Annotated in this window: 19 protein-coding genes, 1 pseudogene and 1 riboswitch; of the genes and pseudogenes, 7 read left to right on the forward strand and 13 right to left on the reverse strand. The window is 61.5% G+C overall.

Features of this window, described 5'->3' with window-relative positions; genetic code table 11:
- Window positions 1–152 precede the first annotated feature (152 nt).
- Window positions 153–2789 carry a DNA topoisomerase (ATP-hydrolyzing) subunit A gene (gene gyrA / locus EIEH_RS08715; RefSeq protein ID WP_015871906.1) on the reverse strand — a complete coding sequence of 879 codons (2637 nt, stop codon included), beginning with the start codon at window positions 2787–2789 and terminating at the stop codon, window positions 153–155.
- Window positions 2790–3031: 242 nt separating this feature from the next.
- Between gyrA and ubiG the strand changes: the two genes are divergently transcribed.
- The 4 genes from ubiG to yfaE all read left to right on the forward strand — a co-directional run bounded on the left by ubiG (window position 3032) and on the right by yfaE (window position 7947).
- Window positions 3032–3739 (forward strand): bifunctional 2-polyprenyl-6-hydroxyphenol methylase/3-demethylubiquinol 3-O-methyltransferase UbiG, encoded by a 708-nt coding sequence (gene ubiG, locus EIEH_RS08720; protein WP_015871907.1) that lies wholly within the window; start codon window positions 3032–3034, stop codon window positions 3737–3739.
- 378 nt (window positions 3740–4117) lie between these two features.
- Complete coding sequence (nrdA, locus tag EIEH_RS08725; protein ID WP_015871908.1) at window positions 4118–6400, forward strand: class 1a ribonucleoside-diphosphate reductase subunit alpha; 2283 nt, start codon at window positions 4118–4120, stop codon at window positions 6398–6400.
- A 93-nt stretch (window positions 6401–6493) separates the two neighbouring features.
- A complete protein-coding gene (gene nrdB / locus EIEH_RS08730; protein WP_015871909.1) occupies window positions 6494–7624 on the forward strand; it encodes a class Ia ribonucleoside-diphosphate reductase subunit beta in 1131 nt (376 codons plus the stop codon).
- Window positions 7624–7947 (forward strand): class I ribonucleotide reductase maintenance protein YfaE, encoded by a 324-nt coding sequence (gene yfaE / locus EIEH_RS08735; protein WP_081490036.1) that lies wholly within the window; start codon window positions 7624–7626, stop codon window positions 7945–7947. Before nrdB ends, yfaE begins: the two co-directional genes overlap by 1 nt.
- Before the next feature lie 39 nt (window positions 7948–7986).
- On the opposite strand, the pseudogene EIEH_RS17645 reads toward yfaE, so the two are convergent.
- From EIEH_RS17645 to moaA, 7 genes and pseudogenes are all read right to left on the reverse strand, one after another.
- A pseudogene (locus EIEH_RS17645) lies at window positions 7987–8375 on the reverse strand (acid resistance putative oxidoreductase YdeP); the annotation flags it as partial.
- 256 nt (window positions 8376–8631) lie between these two features.
- Window positions 8632–9342 carry a Bax inhibitor-1/YccA family protein gene (locus tag EIEH_RS08740; RefSeq protein WP_015871911.1) on the reverse strand — a complete coding sequence of 237 codons (711 nt, stop codon included), beginning with the start codon at window positions 9340–9342 and terminating at the stop codon, window positions 8632–8634.
- A 166-nt stretch (window positions 9343–9508) separates the two neighbouring features.
- The gene (locus EIEH_RS08745) at window positions 9509–10084 is read right to left on the reverse strand and encodes a flavodoxin family protein (RefSeq protein WP_015871912.1); all 576 of its coding nucleotides are present in this window, start codon (window positions 10082–10084) and stop codon (window positions 9509–9511) included.
- Between the two features lie 93 nt (window positions 10085–10177).
- Window positions 10178–10630 (reverse strand): molybdopterin synthase catalytic subunit MoaE, encoded by a 453-nt coding sequence (gene moaE / locus EIEH_RS08750; protein ID WP_015871913.1) that lies wholly within the window; start codon window positions 10628–10630, stop codon window positions 10178–10180.
- 1 nt (window position 10631) lies between these two features.
- Window positions 10632–10874, reverse strand: coding sequence for a molybdopterin synthase sulfur carrier subunit (moaD, locus tag EIEH_RS08755; protein WP_015871914.1), 243 nt, complete (start codon window positions 10872–10874; stop codon window positions 10632–10634).
- A complete protein-coding gene (gene moaC / locus EIEH_RS08760; protein ID WP_015871915.1) occupies window positions 10871–11356 on the reverse strand; it encodes a cyclic pyranopterin monophosphate synthase MoaC in 486 nt (161 codons plus the stop codon). Before moaC ends, moaD begins: the two co-directional genes overlap by 4 nt.
- Window positions 11357–11394: 38 nt before the next feature.
- Window positions 11395–12384: a GTP 3',8-cyclase MoaA gene (moaA, locus tag EIEH_RS08765; protein WP_015871916.1), complete on the reverse strand. Its 990-nt coding sequence runs from the start codon at window positions 12382–12384 to the stop codon at window positions 11395–11397.
- Window positions 12372–12515: riboswitch (molybdenum cofactor riboswitch) on the reverse strand. (Overlaps the previous gene by 13 nt.)
- Window positions 12516–12839: 324 nt before the next feature.
- Here moaA and EIEH_RS08770 point away from each other — a divergent pair.
- Window positions 12840–13748: a gluconeogenesis factor YvcK family protein gene (locus EIEH_RS08770; RefSeq protein ID WP_015871917.1), complete on the forward strand. Its 909-nt coding sequence runs from the start codon at window positions 12840–12842 to the stop codon at window positions 13746–13748.
- A gap of 18 nt (window positions 13749–13766) precedes the next feature.
- Here EIEH_RS08770 and EIEH_RS08775 read toward each other — a convergent pair whose 3' ends face one another.
- Window positions 13767–14969 (reverse strand): nicotinamide mononucleotide deamidase-related protein YfaY, encoded by a 1203-nt coding sequence (locus EIEH_RS08775; protein ID WP_015871918.1) that lies wholly within the window; start codon window positions 14967–14969, stop codon window positions 13767–13769.
- A gap of 214 nt (window positions 14970–15183) precedes the next feature.
- Between EIEH_RS08775 and tyrP the strand changes: the two genes are divergently transcribed.
- Together tyrP and trpS are read left to right on the forward strand one after the other, a co-directional pair.
- A complete protein-coding gene (tyrP, locus tag EIEH_RS08780) occupies window positions 15184–16401 on the forward strand; it encodes a tyrosine transporter TyrP (RefSeq protein ID WP_015871919.1) in 1218 nt (405 codons plus the stop codon).
- A gap of 182 nt (window positions 16402–16583) precedes the next feature.
- Window positions 16584–17615 carry a tryptophan--tRNA ligase gene (gene trpS / locus EIEH_RS08785; protein WP_015871920.1) on the forward strand — a complete coding sequence of 344 codons (1032 nt, stop codon included), beginning with the start codon at window positions 16584–16586 and terminating at the stop codon, window positions 17613–17615.
- Window positions 17616–17697: 82 nt separating this feature from the next.
- On the opposite strand, the gene EIEH_RS08790 is transcribed toward trpS, so the two are convergent.
- From EIEH_RS08790 to menB, 4 genes are all read right to left on the reverse strand, one after another.
- A complete protein-coding gene (locus EIEH_RS08790) occupies window positions 17698–18252 on the reverse strand; it encodes a YfaZ family outer membrane protein (protein WP_015871921.1) in 555 nt (184 codons plus the stop codon).
- Window positions 18253–18547: 295 nt separating this feature from the next.
- Window positions 18548–19948: an o-succinylbenzoate--CoA ligase gene (gene menE, locus EIEH_RS08795; RefSeq protein ID WP_035609301.1), complete on the reverse strand. Its 1401-nt coding sequence runs from the start codon at window positions 19946–19948 to the stop codon at window positions 18548–18550.
- Complete coding sequence (gene menC, locus EIEH_RS08800; protein ID WP_015871923.1) at window positions 19936–20907, reverse strand: o-succinylbenzoate synthase; 972 nt, start codon at window positions 20905–20907, stop codon at window positions 19936–19938. The genes menE and menC overlap by 13 nt, the downstream gene beginning before the upstream one ends.
- A complete protein-coding gene (gene menB / locus EIEH_RS08805; RefSeq protein WP_015871924.1) occupies window positions 20907–21764 on the reverse strand; it encodes a 1,4-dihydroxy-2-naphthoyl-CoA synthase in 858 nt (285 codons plus the stop codon). Before menB ends, menC begins: the two co-directional genes overlap by 1 nt.
- Between the last annotated feature and the right edge of the window lie 48 nt (window positions 21765–21812).

Raw genomic sequence — 21812 nt, forward strand, 5'->3', positions numbered from 1 at the left:
AAACCCCGCCCGGCGCAATGACCTGGCGGCACAACGGTGTATCAACGCGAGTCAGGGGGAGCCAGACGTAACAGCGTCAATCTCTATCCGGACGGGCCTCCGGCATAAAAAAGGGCCGGAGTGACCGACCCTTTTGACACCTGTATCAACGCTTATTCAGCGTCATCCTCGGCGGCATCGTCATCGCTCTCCACTTCCGGCACGATCTCATCGTCACCCTCCGCGGCGCTGCCGTCGATGCTGTCCAGATCTTCGTCGTCAACCGGTTCAACGACCCGCTGCAGCCCCACCACGTGCTCGTCCTCGGCGGTACGGATTAGGATAACCCCCTGCGTATTGCGCCCGACGATGCTGACCTCAGAAACGCGGGTACGCACCAGGGTACCGGCATCGGTGATCATCATGATCTGATCGCTGTCCTCGACCTGCACCGCGCCGACGACGCTGCCGTTACGCTCAGTCACCTTGATAGAGATAACCCCCTGAGTCGCACGTGACTTGGTCGGGTACTCGGCCACGCTGCTGCGTTTGCCGTAGCCGTTCTGGGTCACGGTCAGGATAGCCCCCTCACCGTGCGGTACGATCAGCGATACCACGCGATCGTCCCCGGCCAGCTTGATGCCTCGCACCCCGGTCGCGGTGCGCCCCATGGCACGCACGGCATCCTCCTTGAAGCGCACCACTTTACCGGCGGCGGAGAACAGCATCACCTCGTCGTTGCCATCGGTCAGATCGACCCCGATCAGCTCATCACCGTCGTTAAGGTTCACCGCGATAATCCCGGCGGCACGCGGACGGCTGAACTCGGCCAGCGCCGTCTTCTTCACCGTGCCGCTGGCGGTAGCCATAAACACATTGACCCCTTCAGCATACTCACGCACCGGCAGGATAGCGGTGATACGTTCGTCGGCTTCCAGTGGCAACAGGTTGATGATCGGACGACCGCGGGCACCGCGACTGGCTTCCGGCAGCTGATATACCTTCATCCAGTACATGCGCCCCCGGCTGGAGAAGCACAGGATGGTGTCGTGGGTATTGGCCACCAGCAGCCGATCGATAAAGTCCTCTTCTTTAATCCGTGCGGCAGACTTGCCCTTACCGCCGCGACGCTGGGCCTCATAGTCGCTCAGCGGCTGGTACTTCACGTAGCCCTGATGCGACAGGGTCACCACCACGTCTTCCTGCTCGATCAGATCTTCGATATTGATATCCGCCGTGTTGGCGGTGATCTCGGTGCGGCGCGCATCGCCAAACTGCTCGCGGATGGCGATCAGCTCTTCGCGGATCACCTCCATCAGGCGCTCCGGGCTTTGTAGAATGAAGATCAGCGCGGCGATCTGCTCCAGCAGCGCCTTGTACTCATCCAGCAGCTTCTCGTGCTCCAGGCCGGTCAGTTTCTGCAGACGCAGATCCAGGATCGCCTGCGCCTGCTGCTCCGTCAGGTGATAATGGCCGTCGCGGATGCCATACTGCGGCTCCAGCCACTCCGGACGCGCGGCATCGTCGCCGGCGCGCGCCAGCATCGCCGCTACGTTGCCCAGCGCCCAGGCCTGGGAAACCAGCGCGGCCTTGGCCTCGGCGGGCGTCGGCGCACGGCGGATCAACTCAATGATCGGATCGATGTTGACCAGCGCAATGGCCAGGCCTTCCAAGATGTGGGCACGCCCGCGCGCCTTGCGCAGTTCAAAGATGGTGCGGCGGGTCACCACCTCACGGCGGTGGCGCACAAAGGCTTCCAGACACTCCTTCAGGGTCAGCAGCTTCGGCTGTCCCTGGTGCAGCGCCACCATATTAATCCCGAAAGAGACCTGCATCTGGGTCTGCGAGTAGAGGTTATTCAGCACCACCTCACCCACCGCGTCGCGCTTGACTTCGATAACGATGCGCATCCCATCCTTATCAGACTCATCGCGCAGGGCACTGATGCCCTCGACGCGCTTCTCCTTCACCAGCTCGGCGATTTTCTCGATCAGACGCGCCTTGTTGACCTGATAGGGGATCTCATGCACCACGATGGTTTCGCGGCTATTTTTATCGTCGACCTCGATCTCGGCGCGCGCACGCACGTAGATCTTGCCGCGCCCGGTGCGATAGGCCTCTTCAATGCCGCGGCGCCCGTTGATGATCGCCGCCGTCGGGAAATCTGGCCCCGGAATATGCTCCATCAGCCCTTCGATGGTGATGTTCTCATCATCGATATAGGCCAGGCAGCCGTTGATCACCTCAGTCAGGTTATGGGGAGGAATGTTGGTCGCCATCCCCACCGCGATACCGGCAGAGCCGTTGACCAGCAGGTTGGGCACCTTGGTCGGCAGGACGTCGGGGATCTGTTCGGTGCCGTCGTAGTTGGGCACATAGTCCACCGTCTCTTTGTCCAGATCGGCCAACAGCTCATGAGCAATCTTCGCCATGCGCACTTCGGTGTAACGCATCGCCGCCGCGGAGTCGCCGTCGATGGAGCCAAAGTTACCCTGGCCGTCGACCAGCATATAACGCAGGGAGAAGGGCTGCGCCATACGCACGATAGTGTCATAAACCGCGCTGTCACCGTGTGGGTGATATTTACCGATAACGTCACCGACCACGCGGGCCGATTTTTTGTATGGTTTGTTCCAGTCATTGCCCAGTACGTTCATCGCAAACAGGACGCGACGGTGTACCGGCTTCAGGCCATCCCGAACATCCGGCAGCGCACGACCGACGATAACGGACATGGCGTAATCCAGATATGAGTTTTTCAACTCTTCTTCGATATTGACCGGCGTAATCTCTCTGGCAAGGTCGCTCATGGAGCTGCTATCCCTCTACTAATTATTCATCTGCCGCTACCCTAAATACATCGAGTAGAACCAGGCGCATACACGATGACGAAGACGATAATGATACCACAAAGGCCGGGGTTGTGCGAAATGCGCAGCGCCATCGTAGCGTGAGCGCAGACAGCCCCTTTGCCATCGCGGAACAACAGGTATAATCGCTGCAGAGGGTCTTTTTTTGCGCGCGCCGCCGCGCTGGATTAAAGGAGTCAGAGGTGTCACAAAACGTTGATTTGCAGGAAATTGCCAAGTTTGAAGCCGTCGCCTCACGCTGGTGGGATCCCGAGGGCGAATTCAAACCGCTGCACCGCATCAATCCCCTGCGCCTGGACTATATCCTGCAGCGCGCCGACGGGCTGTTCGCCAAGCGGGTACTCGACGTCGGCTGCGGCGGCGGTATTCTGGCGGAAAGCATGGCGCAGGCCGGCGCCGAGGTCACCGGGCTGGATATGGGCGCGGAGCCACTACAGGTGGCGCGCCTCCACGCCCTGGAGAGCGGCGTCACGGTAAACTATTTGCAGGAAACGGTCGAACAGCACGCCGGGCACACCGACGCACTGTATGACGTGATCACCTGCATGGAGATGCTGGAACATGTGCCGGACCCCCGCTCCGTGGTATTGGCCTGCGCCCGGTTGGTCAAACCCGGCGGACAGATTTTCTTTTCGACCATCAACCGAAACCCCAAGGCCTGGCTGCTGATGGTGCTGGGCGCAGAGTACCTGCTGAAAATGGTGCCCAAAGGCACCCATGACCCGCGCAAGTTTATCCGCCCCGCCGAACTGATGGCCTGGCTGGACAGCGCCCCACTGACGGTACGCCACCTCTGCGGCATGCACTATAACCCGCTGCGCGATCGCTTCACCCTGGGCCGGGGGGTCGACGTCAATTATCTGCTGCACGCCTGCCGCGAGGCGGAGTAGCGCACCGTCGTCACCGCCGCATTTTTACCCGCGGCGGTGACGTTTTAACCCATCACGAGCCAGATCAAGATCTGCCTGTTTCAGTAACGAATAATAAAACGGCAAACGATCAATTTTTTTAAAAGGGACCCTCATGTTATCCCCTCACGGACAATACCAGAGCGGACGCTGCCTACCGTCCGCTACATAACATTTCACCCCCAACTTATCCACAAGCACACGCTATTTTGTTCACTTGCAAAATGCAGGCAACAACACTATCTTGTTGCCATATCGTCATTCACCCCCTATATATTGTGTTATCATCGCGTCTACGCTACTAGCGTCAGCGGCGTTAACGCACGTCCAGCGGGGCTCACACGGACAGGAACGTATCCTATGAATCAGAGTCTGCTCGTCACCAAACGCGACGGAAGCAAAGAACGCATCAATCTCGACAAAATCCACCGGGTTCTCGACTGGGCGGCGGAAGGGCTGCAAAACGTCTCCGTCTCCCAGGTTGAGCTGCGTTCCCACATCCAGTTTTATGACGGCATCCGCACGGCGGACATCCATGAGACCATCATCAAAGCTGCCGCCGATCTGATCTCCCGTGAAACCCCGGACTACCAATACATGGCCGCGCGCCTGGCGATCTTCCACCTGCGCAAAAAAGCCTATGGTCAGTTCGAGCCGCCCAAACTGTATGACCATGTCGTACGCCTGATAGAGATGGGCAAATATGACACTCACCTGCTGACCGACTTCAGCCGCGACGAGTTCGAGCAGATGGATAGCTTTATCGACCACTGGCGCGATATGAACTTCTCCTATGCCGCGGTAAAGCAGCTGGAGGGCAAATACCTGGTACAGAACCGCGTCAGCGGTGAGATCTATGAGAGCGCCCAGTTCCTCTATATCCTGGTCGCCGCCTGCCTGTTCTCCCACTACCCGCGCGAGACCCGGCTGGACTATATCAAGCGCTTCTACGACGCGGTATCAACCTTTAAGATCTCTCTGCCGACGCCCATCATGTCCGGTGTGCGTACTCCGACGCGTCAGTTCAGCTCCTGTGTGCTGATCGAGTGCGGCGACAGCCTGGATTCAATCAACGCCACCTCCAGCGCCATTGTGAAGTATGTCTCCCAGCGCGCCGGCATCGGTATCAACGCTGGGCGCCTGCGTGCGTTGGGCAGCCCGATCCGCGGAGGAGAGGCGTTCCATACCGGCTGTATCCCGTTCTACAAACACTTCCAGACCGCGGTCAAATCCTGCTCTCAGGGCGGTGTACGCGGCGGTGCGGCAACCCTGTTTTACCCGCTGTGGCACCTGGAGGTAGAGAGCCTGCTGGTGCTGAAGAATAACCGCGGGGTAGAGGATAACCGGGTTCGCCACATAGACTACGGCGTACAGCTCAACCGCCTGATGTACCAGCGTCTGATCCAGAGCGGTGAAATCACCCTGTTCAGCCCCTCCGACGTTCCGGGGCTATACGACGCCTTCTTTGCCGATCAGAGCCAGTTTGAGCGCCTTTATGTGCAGTACGAGCAGGACAACAGTATCCGCCAGCGCAAGATTAAGGCCGTAGATCTGTTCTCGCTGATGATGCAGGAGCGCGCTTCGACCGGGCGTATCTACATCCAGAACGTCGATCACTGCAATACCCACAGCCCGTTTGATGCACACGTCGCGCCGGTACGCCAGTCCAACCTGTGTCTGGAGATCGCGCTGCCAACCAAACCGCTGGAAGATGTCAATGATGAAACCGGCGAGATAGCCCTGTGTACCCTGTCGGCCTTCAACCTGGGTGCCATCGACTCACTGGACGACCTGGAGGAGCTGGCTACCCTGGCGGTCCGCGCGCTGGATGCCCTGCTCGACTACCAGGACTACCCGATCCCGGCCGCTAAGCGCGGCGCCATGGGACGCCGCACCTTGGGTATCGGGGTGATCAACTTTGCCTACTACCTGGCGAAAAATGGGGTACGTTACTCCGATGGCAGCGCCAATGCGCTGACCCATCGCACCTTTGAGGCGATCCAGTACTACCTGCTGAAGGCCTCCCACCGCCTGGCACAGGAGCAGGGCGCCTGCCCGTGGTTCAACGAGACCACCTATGCGCAGGGGATCCTGCCCATCGACAGCTATAAGAAAGATCTCGACGCTATCTGTAGCGAGCCGTTGCACTATGACTGGGAAACCCTGCGTACCGAGATCGTCCGCGACGGGCTGCGTAACTCGACCCTGTCAGCCCTGATGCCGTCGGAGACCTCATCGCAAATCTCCAACGCCACCAACGGCATCGAGCCGCCGCGCGGCTATATCAGTATCAAGGCCTCCAAGGACGGCATTCTGCGCCAGGTGGTGCCGGAGTATGAGCGCCTGAAGGATGCCTACGAGCTGCTGTGGGCCATGCCGGGTAACGATGGCTATCTGCAGCTGGTCGGCCTGATGCAGAAGTTTATCGATCAATCGATCTCAGCCAATACCAACTACGATCCGTCACGCTTCCCATCCGGGAAAGTACCGATGAAGCAGCTGTTAAAAGATCTGCTGACGGCGTATAAACTGGGGGTGAAAACCCTCTATTATCAAAACACCCGCGACGGTGCGGAGGATATGCAGGAAGATCTGGGGAGCGCGCAGGACGACGGCTGCGAAAGCGGCGCCTGCAAGATTTAACCTCCCCGCTGCACGGTGTCCCCGACGTGGGACGCCGCATCCGCGCGTTATTTTTGACGCCCCGCGCCAGCGGGGCACAACAGGATTAGGGTCATGGCCTATACCATCTTCTCTCAGAAAAAAAACGACCAACTGCTCGAACCGATGTTCTTTGGTCAGCCGGTTAACGTCGCCCGCTATGATCAGCAGAAACATGAAATCTTTGAAAAGTTGATCGAAAAGCAGCTCTCCTTCTTCTGGCGCCCGGAAGAGGTGGATGTCTCGCGCGATCGCATCGACTATCAGGCGCTGCCTGACCATGAAAAGCATATTTTTATCAGTAACCTGAAATACCAGACGCTGCTGGACTCCATTCAGGGCCGCAGTCCCAACGTCGCCCTGCTGCCGCTGATCTCCATTCCGGAGCTGGAGACCTGGGTCGAGACCTGGTCCTTCTCCGAGACCATCCACTCTCGCTCCTATACTCATATCATCCGCAATATCGTCACCGACCCGTCGCTGGTGTTCGATGATATCGTCAGCAATGAGGAGATCCTCAAGCGCGCGCGCGACATCTCCGCCTATTATGACGATCTGATCGAAACCACCGGCTACTACCATCTGCTGGGGGAAGGGACGCACCAGATCAACGGCAAGCCGGTGACCGTCAGCCTGCGTGAGCTGAAGAAAAAACTCTACCTGTGTCTGATGAGCGTGAACGCACTGGAGGCGATCCGCTTCTATGTCAGCTTCGCCTGCTCGTTTGCCTTTGCCGAGCGTGAGCTGATGGAGGGAAACGCCAAGATCATCCGCCTGATCGCCCGTGACGAGGCCCTGCACCTGACCGGTACCCAGCACATCCTGAACCTGATGCGCGCCGGGCAGGACGACCCTGAAATGGCCGAGATCGCCACCGAATGCGCCAGCCAGTGCTACGACCTGTTCGTACAGGCTGCCCAGCAGGAGAAGGAGTGGGCAGGCTACCTGTTCCGCGACGGCTCGATGATCGGCCTCAACCGGGATATTCTGTGCCAGTACGTGGAGTACATCACCAATATCCGCATGCAGGCCGTCGGGCTGCCGCTGCCGTTTGAGACCCGCTCCAACCCGATCCCCTGGATCAACGCCTGGCTGGTCTCCGACAACGTACAGGTTGCCCCGCAGGAGGTCGAGGTGAGCTCCTATCTGGTCGGTCAGATCGACGCCGAGGTCAACGCCGACGATCTGAGCGACTTCCAGCTCTGATGGCTAGACACCCCGTAGACGCCGCCGCTTCCACGGCGGTGAGCGAGAGTAAGGGGTGTGCACCGGTGCGTTACCGTATCCACCTGGCACGCAGCGGACACCAGCTCGAACACCTTGATGATGGGGCCTCCCTGTTGGCGAGCCTGGAGCAGCAACAGGTGGTGGTCGAATACCAGTGTCGCTCCGGCTTCTGCGGCGCCTGCCGCTGCCGCCTGCTGCGTGGACAGGTCAGCTACCGTCAGGCACCGCTGGCCTTCCTGCAGCCGGACGAGATCCTGCCCTGCTGCTGCATCGTGCAGCAGGACATCGAGATCGATCTCTAGGGCGCCCGACTCACCGCGCGTCCTCCTTACCCCCGCCCGCTCCAGCACCACCGGAATGCTCTTATGGGCGGGAATAGCGCTGGTCGGATCATGCTTGTCCAGCATCAGCATATGGTTTGACTCCGGAAAGTAGGTCACCCGCGAGCGATCGGCCATCAGGTACATCACCACCTGCTGCGCTTGCCGCCCGACGTCAGGGCGATCAGGTTGACCCGCACCCCATCGTCCCCCCACAGCGCTGAGCCTGCGCCGCGCTGATAAACACCACTTCACGCTGACCAAACACCCCGCGATAGCGATCGTCCATGCCATACAGCGTGGTGTTGTACTGATCGTGACTGGGGCACCTTCACCAGCACCAGCTCGCGGTTAAAGGCCGGTTCGGGATCCTCCAGCCGCCCCGCACGGGGAATAAAGCTTCCCTTACCCGGCCGATCCGATGTGGGTCAGCTCATGGCACATATTGGATTGGAGCCGTCGGGAAAATTGTTGCTACCGTACTCGCGGGGAATAGCCGGTAAAGGGAAGCCAGCTCGCAGAAGGTTCGGTACGGGGATAAAGAAAGGCTATAAATAGAACCTGGTCAGAATGTCAGTCAGGACTTGGGGAACATCATGTAACATGGAGCAGTACCGGCCACAAAGGGCCGGTATGATTCACTGAATTCAACGCAGCTATAGCAGACTAGCGGCGATCGCCGAAGATACGCAGCAGCATCAGGAACAGGTTGATAAAGTCCAGATAGAGCGTCAGCGCACCCATGATCGCATAGCGGCGGAAACCGTCGCGATCGTCAGCGGAGAGTTGCTCGCCCATCACTCTCAGCTTCTGGGTATCATAGGCGGTCAGCCCGACGAAAATCAGCACTCCGGCGTAGGTCACGATCCAGGTCAGCGCGCTGCTCTTCAGCCAGATGTTGACCACCGAAGCCAGCACCAGACCGATCAGTGCCATAAACAGCATCGACCCCATGCCGCTCAGATCGCGCTTGGTGGTATAGCCATACAGGCTCATGGCGCCGAACATCCCGGCGCTCACCACAAAGGTACTGGCGATGGAGCTATAGGTATAGACAACAAAAATGCTCGACAGCGTCAGTCCGGTCAACAGGGAGTAGAGCATGAACAGCGAGGTTGCGGCGGCACCGCTCAGACGGTTGACCATCCCGGACAGGACGAACACCACCCCCAGCTGAACGATGATTAGCCCGAAAAAGACCATCTTATTGGCAAAGATCAGGTTAAGCACAGCCGGTGTCCGCGCGGCATACCAGGCAACCAGCGCCGTCAGCAGCAGACCGCAGCACATCCAGCCATACACTTGGGCCATATAGGCCTGAATACCGCTGCCTGCGCGCGCAACCAGGGTGTCGTTTGTACGTGGATAACGATCCATGGAATGACCCTTCATAATACGGAAAAAACATGCCCGCGGGCCATAGACACCGCGGGCGGATGAGTGCGATGTCACTCACTTAAGCCTAACATAAAAAAATGCGATCTCGCTCAAACAATTATGTCACACGTCGGCGCATCGCGGCGTTGACGGCGTACAGCAAGGCTTACGCCGGTGTACGCCAGCGCAGGGCCACTGCGGCGACCCGGGCGCCGAAGCGGCGCGCCGTCTCCAGATCACCCGACAGCGGAGCCTCATCCGGGGTGGCATCGGAGGGCGACACGGTCATCAGCCCGGAAAACCCGGCGATGTAGTTCACATCATTACGCTGGGCCGCCTTACCGTTGGACGGCAGCATCCCCATCCCCACCCACAGTCCGCCGTGCTGCTGAGACAGGTGAAACAGATAATCGAGGGTGGAGAGCTTATCGCCGTTCATACTGGCCGAATTGGTGAAGCCGGCAAACAGCTTATCCTTCCAGCTCTGGCTGAACCAGGGCTTGGAGGAGGCGTCGGCGAATTTTTTGAACTGCCAGGAGGGACCGCCCATATAGGTCGGCGAGCCCATGATGATAGCATCGGCCCCCGCCAGCTGCTCCCAGCCCTGGGCAGGGAGATTGCCCTCGCTGTCGATGGGCAGCAGGCTGACCTGAGCGCCGGCCCGGGCCCCCTGTGCCACGGCCTCCGCCGCACGCGCGGTGTGTCCATAGCCGCTGTGATACACAATAACGATGACTGCCATGATCCCGACTCCTTTTATCCACGGATAATCACCACAGTTATAGGCCAGCTCCGGCGGGAAATCCACGTCAGCGGCATTCGCTGCGTATCGGCGCTACCAGCGCTCGGCCGCCTGGCGATCGCTGTCGCGGGCATCGACCCAGCGATCGGCCCCCTCCGAGGTCTCCCGCTTCCAGAAAGGAGCGCGGGTCTTCAGGTAGTCCATGATGAACTCCGCCGCCTCAAAGGCCATGCCGCGGTGCGCGCTGGTCACCCCGACAAACACGATCTCCTCACCGGGAAACATCGGCCCGACGCGGTGATACACCGCGATGCGCCCCAGCGGCCAGCGGCGGCGCGCCAGCGCGACGATCTCCGCCAGCGCCTTCTCCGTCATACCCGGATAGTGCTCCAGGGTCAGCGCGCTGACGTCATCGCCCAGGTTATGGTTGCGCACCTTGCCGCTGAAGGTCACTACCGCCCCGTCCTCATCCCGCTGCGCCAGCCACTGATACTGTTCGGCGACGGAAAAGGGGGCGGCACTGACGACAATCTGGGTATCCTGCATCTCAGCCTCCGGTCACCGGTGGGAAAAAGGCTACCTCGTCACCGTCCTGCAGCGGGTGGTCGAAGGGCGCCATGGTCTGATTCACAGCGGCCAACAGCTTGCCCGGCTCCAGCGCCAGCGCCCATTTATCGCCGCGCTGCGCCAGCGTGGCGCGCAGCGTCTCGACATCCCGACAGGGCTCACAGGCCAACTCGGCGCAGCCGGTCAGCTCGCGCACCTGAGCAAAAAAGTGCACCTGGATCATTGTACCTCCCCCGCGTGAAAATCCCCGGACTTGCCGCCGCTTTTGGCCAGCAGACGCACCGGCCCGATCACCATGTCTTTCTGCACCGCTTTGCACATGTCATAGATGGTCAACGCGGCCACCGAGGCGGCGCTCAGCGCCTCCATCTCCACCCCGGTCTTACCGCACAGACGGCAGCAGGTTTCGATCCGTACCCGACTGTGGACCGGCTCGACGCTCAGCGTCACCTCGACCTTGCTCAGCAACAGCGGGTGACATAGCGGGATTAGCTGCCAGGTGCTCTTGGCGGCCTGGATACCGGCAATACGGGCGGTGGCAAATACGTCCCCCTTAGGGTGTTTACCGTCGATGATCATCGCCAGGGTATCCTGACGCATGGTGACATAGGCCTCGGCGCGCGCTTCACGTACCGTCTCCGCCTTGGCGGAAACGTCAACCATGTGCGCCTCACCGGCCGCATTAATATGGGTTAACTGGCTCATCATTCTTCGCTGTATAAAAGGTGGGTCTACCCGGCGGACTAGCCGCCGATGAAAGAAAGATTCTGGGTATGGCCACTGTCGCCCTGATGCAGGAAATGGCCCTCCCGCTTATGACGCAGAGCCGCAGCGATACGCACCTGCAACGCCGCCTGCTGCGCATCCTCCTGCAGCAGATCGCGCAAAGCGATCCCCTGCTCGCCAAACAGGCACAGGTGCAGATTACCCACGGCGGACACCCGCAGACGGTTGCAGCTGGCGCAAAAGTTCTTCTCATAGGGCATGATCAGACCGACTTCGCCCAGATAATCCGGATGCCAGAAGACCTGCGCCGGACCGTCGCTGCGCCCCGGCAGCCGACGCTGCCAGCCCGCCGCCAGCAGCTGGGTGCGGATCGTCGCGCCGGACACGTGATGGCGGCGGAACAGCTCGCTGCCGTCGCCGGTCTCCATCAGCTCGATAAAGCGCATCTGAATCGGCCGGCGGCGGATCCAGTGCAAAAAGGCCTGCAGGCTGCCGTCATTGACGCCACGCATCAGCACGGTATTGACCTTGATTCGCCCGAAGCCGGCGTCAAAGGCCGCATCGATCCCTGCCATCACCTGAGCGAAGCGATCCTCGCCAGTAATGGCGTGAAACTGGCGGGCATCCAGGCTGTCCACGCTGACGTTGATCGCCGTCAGCCCGGCATCACGCCAGGCGCCGACGTCGCGTGCCATGCGGTAACCGTTGGTGGTCACCGCCAGCGTACGGATGGCAGAATTCTCACGCACAGCGGCGACGATATCGCAAAAGTCACGGCGTAGGGTGGGTTCGCCGCCCGTCAGACGCACCTTTTCGGTGCCCAGCGCGGCAAAGGCATGGCTGATACGGCGGATCTCATCGCACGATAAGAAGCGCTTGGCACCGTGGCTATCCGGGCGATAGCCGCCCGGCAAACAGTAGGTACAACGAAAGTTGCACACATCGGTGACTGACAGGCGCAGATAATAGAACGTGCGCGCAAATGCGTCGGTTAACTGGGACACCATAAACACCTTTCCAAGTCGGGAGGCGCCGGCATTTCTACCTGACGCCCTGGTGGCGCGAAGCCACGGCCAAGAAACCTTATCTGCGCGGGGAGCGCACACTTAGGCATCAGGGCTCGGAGTTCAAAAATACCCGGGCGGGCAGCACGCTGCCGCAGGCCATACCGGGCTGTTGCTGGAACCTCTTTTTTACCCTGGACAGCGCAGGCGCACTCCAGGGCAAACAAGACGCGGCAGTCAACGGGCCGGTGCAGCGCATGCGCTCAACGCGGCCATCTGCAGCGGCCAATCGTTATATAATAAAAATTATAACGCTTATATCTCAGTAGGTTATTTATCATAGTAACCAAAATTACACCGGTTGCAATTGATACATATCACGCAACCGCCGCACGGCTTCGCCTTTTTAGCGCCGATCCGCTATCGTATGCATCCCACTGCGCCCGAAAAGGAACCCTATGCGAAACCGCACCTTAGCTGATTTGGACTGTGTGGTCGCCCTCGGCGGCGGCCATGGGCTGGGCCGCGTCATGTCGGCACTCTGCCCCCTTGGCCCACGGCTGACCGGCATCGTTACCACGACCGATAACGGTGGCTCGACCGGACGCATCCGGCGCGCCGAGGGCGGCATCGCCTGGGGCGATCTGCGCAACTGCCTGAATCAGCTGATCACCGAACCCAGCGTCGCCTCGGCCATGTTTGAGTACCGCTTTAACGGCAGCGGCGAGCTGGCGGGACACAATCTGGGCAACCTGATGCTCAAGGCGCTGGATCACCTGAGCGTGCGGCCGCTGGAGGCAATCAACCTGATCCGCAGCCTGCTGAAGGTGGACGCCCAGCTGATCCCCATGTCCGAACAGCCGACCGACCTCTGCGCCATCGCCGAGGATGGCAGCCGTATCCATGGAGAGGTCGATATCGATAGGCTGCAGCAGATACCGCGCCAGCTGATGCTCTCCCCCACCGTTCGCGCAACCCGCGAGGCGATAGAGGCCATCGGCCGCGCCGACCTTATCCTGCTGGGCCCTGGCAGCTACTTCACCAGCCTGATGCCCATCCTGCTGGTCGACGAGCTCAGCCAGGCGCTGCGGCGCAGCGCGGCGCCACTGATCTATATCGGTAACCTGGCCCGTGAACATAGCCCGGCCGGCGCACTGCGGCTGCCAGAAAAGCTGCATCGACTGAGCAATGTCATGGGCGGGCGCCACATCGACGCCGCGATCGTCGGCCCGCAAACCGAGATCGGCCGCCTCAGTGCGGACGTCACCATCGTACAGGAGATGCTGGCCGCCGATGATATAACCTACCGCCACGATCGGGTACGGCTACGCGCAGCGATTGAGCAGGTGCTGCAGCGGCTCGGCTAGGCGGCATCCCTATGCGCTCTAGACCTCCTCCCGCCGTTCCACACAGCGCGGCCACTCATAGCGACCAAAGGGCGATCGCCCGTCCAGATAGCGGCACAGCATATCCAGCGCCAGCGTCGCGCACGCCTCCCGGCGCAGCGCCTGACTATGGCGGGCGGAGGGAAAACACAGCGTCTGGCCAAAGCTCCCCTGCGGGGTATGCAGCGCCAGCGTCAGAGTATCCTCCAGCAGTTCACCGCTGGCCAGCGTCAGCGCTCCCGCACGGCTGGCGGAGAGCATCCGCGCCCGGCCCATCACCTGCTCCAGCGTCGGATGCCCCTCATGCGCCAGCAGCTCACCGTTCACCAGCGGCGCATCCGCCGCCCGCAGCCAACAGTGGATCAGTCCGGCGCTGAACTGTTCGCTCAGCGCCAGCCTGACGCCCGCATGCCGCAACGCGGCAGCGGCTCGCACGGCGACGCCGTCGCATCCGTCAAACAGCAGGTTTTCCGCCACCGCGGTGCGGATCCGGGCCCAGGCCACCTCCATCGCCGCCGCCTGCCCGGCGGGACCGGTCAGCTTCAGCTCGATGATCGGTGACGCGGAGCGGTAGCCCAGCGTGCAGTCGGACGGTAGCACCAGCGTCTCCAGCTGTTCAGCCAGAGCGCTCTCGGAGCGGCCAAAGGTGCTCAATCGCAGGCACAGCGGCGGCGGCGGCAAACGAAAGCGCTGCCGCAGGCGCGGCAGGATCTGCTGCTCGACCATCAGCATAAACTCGCTGGGCACGCCGGGTGTAAAGAAAATAACACACTCATGCAGCGTAACGGCAAAGCCGCAGGCGGTGCCGATCGGGTTATCCAGCACCTCAGCCCCGCTCGGCAGCCAGGCCTGCTTGCGGTTGCTGAGAGGCATACTTCGTCCGCGCCGGGCGAACCACGCCTGCATCCGCGCCATCCAGGCGCTGCTCTCCTCCAGCGCCACACCCAGCACCTGAGCTGCCGCCTGCGTACTGAGATCGTCACTGGTCGGCCCCAGGCCGCCGTTGACGATCAGCACGTCAGCGCGGCGAGCGGCGCCCTCTATCGCCGTGCACAGCGCCGCAATCTCATCGCCCACCGTCGCGCGGCCGCACAGCGGCACACCGTGCTCAAACAACCAGCGCCCCAGCCAGGCCGCGTTGCTATCCAGGATATGGCCATGCAGTACCTCATCACCGCTGCTCAACATCTCAACTCGTAACATATTTCACTCCGTTTCAGGTCTTCTCCCACTTTAGAAAGTGTCAGACCGATGCACAAGACCTCCCCCAGCACCGTCGCTGGTGATCCGGCATCGATGGCCCCCATTCAAATGTAAATAAATAATTACATATGATGTAACGACAGTTTGACGATAGTGGTATTTTCCCGTACGCTGCCACAAAATAACTCCCTGGAGCAGTAAAGCAGAGGAAAGCGTGAGAAATCGTACAATTGGCAGTGTTTTTATCGTGGCAGGAACCACCATTGGCGCAGGGATGCTGGCGATGCCGCTGGCCGCCGCCGGCGTCGGCTTTAGTACCACGCTGGTGATGCTGATCGGGCTGTGGGCGCTGATGTGCTACACGGCTCTGCTGATGGTCGAAGTCTACCAGCATGCCCCGGCCGATGAAGGGCTGGGCACCCTGGCCCGCCGCTATCTGGGGCGCCCCGGCCAATGGCTGGCCGGTATCAGCATGCTGTTCCTCATGTACGCGCTCACCGCGGCCTATATCAGCGGTGCCGGTGAGCTGTTGGCCGCCAGCCTGGGACAGTGGCTGTCACTGTCGGTTTCACCGGCAGTGGGGGTGCTGCTGTTCACGCTGGCCGGTGGCACTATCGTCAGCGTCGGTACCCATTCGGTCGATCTGTTCAACCGCCTGCTGTTCAGCGCCAAAATCGTGCTGCTGGTGGTGATGCTGACGCTGATGATGCCCCACATTCAGCATACCAACCTGCTCAGCATGCCGCTGGAAAAAGGGCTGGCGCTGTCGGCTATTCCGGTCATCTTTACCTCTTTTGGGTTCCACGGCAGCGTGCCGAGCATCGTCAGCTACATGAAAGGTGATATGCGCCGCCTGCGGCTCATCTTCATTACCGGCAGTGCCATTCCGCTGCTGGCCTATATTTTCTGGCAGCTGGCCACCCTGGGCACCATCAGCAACCACACCTTTCTCGGCCTGCTAGCGACCCATGCCGGACTGAACGGGCTGCTGCAGGCGGTACGTGCCGTGGTGGCAGCGCCTCATGTCGAGCTGGCGGTGCATCTGTTCGCCGACCTGGCGCTGGCGACCTCGTTTCTTGGCGTGTCACTGGGGCTATTTGACTATCTGGGCGATCTGTTCCAACGCCGCCGTAACGCCTCCGGGCGCTTGCAGACCGGCATTCTGACCTTTATTCCGCCCCTGGCCTTTGCCCTGTTCTATCCGCAGGGATTCGTCATGGCGCTGGGCTACGCCGCCATCGCGCTGGCGGTGCTGGCGCTGCTGCTGCCGGCGCTGCTGGTATGGCAAACCCGCCGTCGCCACGGCGGACTGCCCAACGGCTACCGGGTCGCCGGCGGCCGCCCGCTGCTGTGGCTGGTGCTGCTGTGCGGTGTCGCAGTGATCGCCATACAGCTGTCAATCGCGGCGGGGCTCTTGCCAGAGGTGGGATAAGGCAGTATGGTGAAACGATGAAAATTACACTGTCCCGCCTGATCCCCTTTCGCTGGTGGCGCCGTTTACTGCGGCGGCCCGATACTGTGTTCTTCTGATTTCAGTAACCAAGCCGCCGGAAGGCGACTTGGTATTTCCAATGGACGCACTCCGGCGCAGCTATCGATTAACGGAGAGCAACCATGCCACACCTTTCTTCCCCCAACGACGCTGAACAGCACATCTGCCTGAGCGGCGATCGTCCCACCGGCCCACTGCACCTCGGCCACTACGTCGGTTCCCTGCGCCAGCGCCTTACGCTGCAGCAACGATTCCCGCTGTATGTGATGATCGCCGATCTACAGGGACTCACTGACAACGGCAGTCAACCGCAAAAGGTGGCGGACAACATTCTACAGGTGATGGCAGACTATCTGGCAGTCGGTATCGATCCCCAACGGGCTACGCTGTGCCTGCAGTCGGCGCTGCCCGCGCTGGCAGAGCTGACGATGCTGTATATGAATATCGTCAGCGTGGCGCGCGTGGCGCGGAACCCCACGGTAAAGGCCGAGATTGCCCAGAAAGGCTTTGCCAACTCGCTGCCGGCCGGTTTTCTGCTCTACCCGATAAGTCAGGCCGCCGATATCACCGCGTTCGGCGCCGATCGCATCCCAGTCGGCGATGATCAGCTGCCGATGCTTGAGCAAACCAACGAGATCGTCCAGCGCATGAACACCCTTTTGCCACAGCCAGTGCTGCGTCCCTGCCAGGCGATCCTCAGCCAGGTAGGGCGGCTACCGGGCATCGACGGCAACGCCAAGATGTCCAAATCCCTGGGGAATACCCTGCCGCTCAGCGCCGATCCCGCGCAGATCCGGGCGGCGGTTCACGCCATGTACACCGATCCCGCCCATCTGCGGGTCAGCGATCCGGGACGGGTCGAGGGCAACGTCGTCTTCACCTATCTCGACGCCTTTCATCCCTGCGCCGAACGGGTGGCCGAGATGAAGGCGCACTACCGCCGCGGTGGCCTCGGCGACAGCCAGTGTAAACGCGAGCTGGAGGAGTGTCTGCAGACCCTGCTGGCGCCGATCCGTCAGCGGCGCGCCGAGCTGTTGGCGGATCGAGCCCAGCTGCTGCAGATCCTGCAGGCAGGAAGCGAACGGGCGCGCGAGGTCAGTCAGCAAACGCTGGTGGCGGTCAAACGGGGGCTGGGGCTGCCGCTGATGTACTGAGCCAGGATGGGAAAACAGGGAAGGGACGAAATAAAGGAGCGCGGGAGAAACAGGCGGCGCGTAAACGCCGCCGTACCGGTCGTCAGAAACTGAGACCGACCCCAACGTAGGGACCATCGGCGACTGCATTATCGCGGTGACCGTTTTTACCGGCCAGATTAATATAGCGGTAACCGACGTCCACACTCAGTGGACGCATCACGTTCCAGCGCACCCCACCGGTAGCCTCCGTATAGTCTTTAATTCCGCTGGACAGGGAGTCCGGCGCATAGTAGGCAGAGCCGTACAGGGCGAAGCTTTGACCCAGCGGCAGGTTAACGCCGCCGCCGATCGCCACGGCATAGTCATCGCTGCCGCCGCCACTGTGCTTCGGATTCAGATACATGGCCTTACCGCCCACGGAGATGATGGCGGAACCCAAAGGTACGCCCAACCCCAGTCCCAGGCCAACGATATCACCGTCATTATCACTGTGTGCCCAGTTCAGGGTCGAGTACAGGCCTGACGACCCGGTCCCCAGACCGACCTCCAGATTGGTAAAATCCTTACCGGCCTGTCCGTTCAGACTGATCGCCTGTGCTGCCCCACTCAACAGTAGCGCGCTGCCGGCTACCAGGCAGTAAAACGACTTCTTCATTGAATTTTCCTTATCAAACATTAAAAAATGTGCTCCAACATTTTCCCAACACCCAGCCGCCCCACCGGTGAAAAATGCGCCTCCGGCATCCACCCGCCCTGCGGGGTCATCGGCTCACCGCCCCGCTCCGCGTGAGAACGGCGACGGGAGGCGTGGCGCAGAGCGCCCCGAGGGCGTTAGCATAGCGGGAAGTCCGGAGAAACAGAATAAAAAAAGCGCCCCGTTGCCAGGCCGGGCGCACTATTTAAGATTATCCCGACGTCGCCGTACGGCAAGCGGGCGACACCGGGTACCGTCAGGTCAGATCCACCTGCGCGCGGTAGGCCTGCACGGCCCACTGCTGCACCTGACGGCGAGCGATTTTAATCCCGCCACTTTTCAGCGTTTCGGGCAGCAAAAGCCAGGCCACCGGACGCTGAAAGCGCGCTACCCGGCTTTCCAACCAGGCGGCCAGCGACGCCGGCGCCACGCTGCACTCCACCACCGCCAGCGGACGCTGGCCAAACTCGGCGTCATCCACCGGCACGATAAAGGCCTGAGAAACCGCCGGATGCTGCTGCAGAATACGCTCGATATCCTCCGGCTGGATCCCCTCACCCCCGCTGAAAAACTGGTTATCCAACCGCCCCAGTATGCGCAGCTCGCCGGACGCCCACGCCCCGCGATCGCGGGTATGGAACCAGCCGTCGTCACCCAGCAGCGGGTGCAGACGTCCATCCTGCCAGTAACCGCAGGCCATGCTGTCGCCGCGCAGCAGGACTTCGCCGTCCGCCGCCAGGCAAACCTCACGCTGCGACAGGGCCGTTCCCACGCCCGGCAGGGCATCCGCACGCTTGGCGCACACCGTGGAGGCCATCTCCGTCAGACCATAGCCGCACCAACAGCGAATACCGCGCGCCTCCGCCGCCTGGGTTAGCGCCAGCGGGATCATCGCCCCTCCCAGCAAAACGTCGCGCAGGGCCACCGGCTGCGGCGACTGCAGCAGACGCCACAGCTGGGTCGGCACCAGCGACGCATGGCTACAGCCGTCCAGCGCCCGTTCCAGCGGGTGCATCGCACGCAGCGCCAGGCGGGCACCGGCGAGCAGCCAGCGCCAGACGATCCCCTGTCCGGAGACATGGTACAGCGGCAGCGACAGCAGCCAGGTATCCTGCGCCGCCAGTGGCATCAGGGAGATCACGCCCCGGGCCGAGGCCAGATGCGCTGCAGCCGTATGCACCGCCGCCTTAGGCAACCCACTGGACCCCGAGGTCAACGTCAGCGTCGCCTGGCGCCGGGACGCCCATGGGGCAGACGCCGCGGCCGCCCCCGAACGTAAATACAGCGTCTGAATCCCCTCGGGCCAGCTCAGCGCAGGCCCGGGCGCCAAATCCAGCATAAAGGCCACATTGAGCCGCGGCAGCAAGACGTCGAGCAGCGCGGCGGGCAGCTGTGGGTTCAGCGGCAGCACCCGGGCGCCCAGCTGCAGCAACGCCAGATAGGCATACAGCGCCTCGGGGCCATTTTTCGCCCGCAAAGCAACTACGGCACCGGAGACGACGCCCTGTACGCATAGCCCGTCGGCCAGCCCATCAATACGCTGCGCCAGCGTCTGCCAGTCAATCTCCTCGCCGTCGCTGCGCAGCGCGATATCGGCCGGACGCTGATGCGCCCAGTGACGCCAGGGCCAGTCGTCAAAGCACCTCACCCCTGCCATACCACGTCCAGCGTATCCTCACCCCACAGCGGCAGCGTACACGCCGGCCATGCCCGCAGCAGCTGCGCCTGCATCAGCATCAGGGTATCCAGACCCGGCGGCGTGCCCGGCGTCAGCCAGGCCGCCATGCGCGCCAGCTGACTCAGCCCCAGGCTGGATTCAATACTGGAGCTGATCACTGCACTCAAACCCGCCTGGTGCGCCTGTGTCACCAGCTGCCGACAGCGCTGCAGGCTGCCGGTCAGGGTCGGCTTGATGATGATGGCCGCCACGCCCGGCTCCGCCTCGACGCGGAAGTCCGCATCGCGCACGCTCTCATCCCAGGCGATGGCGATCCCGGTGTCGCGGGCAAAGGCGCGCGACTCATCGCGGGTCTTGCACGGCTCTTCCAGAAACAGAATACGGTCGCGCCAGTCCGGATTGACATACTTGGCAAAACCATCCGCCTTGGCCCGGGTCCAGCTACGGTTGGCATCCAGACGCAGATGCAGATCCGGCAGCGCCTCCAGCAGTAGATTGACGATCATTCCGTCGCGCACCGCCTCATACAGCCCGACCTTCACCTTGGCCACTTTCTCGCCGGGGATCGACTGCAGCACCTGAAACAGCGCATCGGGATCGCCGTTGCACAGCGTCGCCGATCGGTAGTTGGCTGCCTGCGGCAGCGTACCGGAAAGCTCCGCCTGCGCACAACTCAGGCCAAAGGCAACCGATGGCAGCGGGCTCTCCGCCGGCGCCGCGCCCACCTGCCACTGCGCCAACAGGCGGCACGCGGCCTCCTGAGCTTCAGGCAGCGTTTCATGGCTAAACTCCGGTAACGGGGCTATCTCGCCCCACCCTTCGCGTCCGTCCTCGTGCAGCCGCACCAGTAGCCCATCGCGGCTTTTCAGCCGCTGGTTACGCAGCGCGACACCGGCGTCCACCGGCAGACGATAGCGATACAACGTGGCCTGACGCATTACGGATTCCGCTTAAACTTGGAAAAGTCCGGCTGACGCTTTTCGTTAAATGCGTTGCGCCCTTCCTGCCCCTCTTCCGTCATGTAGAACAGCATGGTGGCATTCCCCGCCAGCTCCTGCAGGCCAGCCTGCCCATCGCAGTCAGCGTTGAGCGCCGCCTTCAGGCAGCGCAGCGCCATCGGACTGTTGCGCAGCATCTCACGGCACCAGCGTACGGTCTCTTTCTCCAGATCCTCCAGCGGCACCACCGTGTTGACCAGCCCCATATCCAGCGCCTGCTGCGCGTCATACATCCGGCACAGGAACCAGATCTCGCGGGCTTTTTTCTGGCCGACGATGCGCGCCATATAAGATGCCCCCCAACCGCCGTCGAAGGAGCCGACCTTCGGGCCGGTCTGACCGAACTGAGCATTCTGTGCTGCGATGGTCAGATCGCACATCATATGCAGGACGTGGCCCCCGCCGACCGCATAGCCAGCCACCATCGCCACCACCGGCTTCGGACAGGTACGGATCTGACGCTGAAAGTCGAGGACATTAAGGTGATGTACGCCGCTGTCATCGCGGTAGCCGCCGTAGTCGCCGCGGATCTTCTGATCACCGCCGGCGCAGAACGCCTTATCACCGGCGCCGGTCAGCACGATCACGCCGATACCGTCGTCATAGCGCGCGTCGGCCAGCGCCTGCAGCATCTCTTTCACCGTCAGCGGGCGAAATGCGTTGCGCACCTGCGGGCGATTGATGGTGATTTTGGCAATACCGTCGGCGGACTTGTGATAGAGGATATCCTCAAAGTCGCCGCTGCAGTCCTGCCATGCGATCGGGGCATACAGCTCTTGTTCGCTTGGATACAGCATAATACGTTTCCTGTTAATAAAGATGCCGACCCGGCGGCGCGTCTGGCG

It is taken from the genome of Edwardsiella ictaluri ATCC 33202 (assembly GCF_000264785.1).
Classification (GTDB): Bacteria; Pseudomonadota; Gammaproteobacteria; order Enterobacterales; family Enterobacteriaceae; genus Edwardsiella; species Edwardsiella ictaluri.